At 50.5% G+C, this 410-nt stretch carries 1 protein-coding gene (running past one end of the window); it reads left to right on the forward strand.

All coding sequences use genetic code 11. The features are described 5' to 3' along the window. The first annotated feature begins 153 nt into the window (after positions 1–153). Positions 154–410: the 5' portion of a transposase gene (locus HX855_RS33595; protein ID WP_256736858.1), read on the forward strand. It continues 40 nt past the right edge of the window; the window shows 257 of its 297 coding nt (coding positions 1–257); its start codon is at positions 154–156; the stop codon falls past the right edge of the window.

Consider the following 410-nt stretch of genomic DNA (forward strand, 5'->3'; position numbering starts at 1 on the left):
GTAAGATTATTTTCACCTGCTTCAGACCGTGGTGCCCTCAGATTTCGAGATCGTGAGTGAGCATGGGTCGGAGCAGGTTTCTTCCTAAACTAGTCCGAACGGTTGCCTGGGCGCAAAGCCCGATTCTGCAAGGTTGGACGTGAGGAAAACGCTATGGACCATGACTCTGCGTTCGTCGGAATTGATGTTTCCAAAAACAAGCTCGACTCATTCGTCAGCACTACTGGCCAAGTCGAACAGTTTTTCAATACTCAAGAAGATATCCAGCGTTTAGCTAAACATCTCAAGGCTCAGGAGCCGGTTTTGGTGGTGCTGGAAGCGACTGGTGGATATGAGCGGCTTGCCGCTGCCGAGCTTTGTGCTGCTGGATTACCCGTTGTTGTTGTCAATCCCCGTCAGGTTCGTGATTT

The sequence above is a fragment of the Pseudomonas sp. IPO3778 genome (assembly GCF_013386825.1).
Lineage (GTDB): Bacteria > Pseudomonadota > Gammaproteobacteria > Pseudomonadales > Pseudomonadaceae > Aquipseudomonas.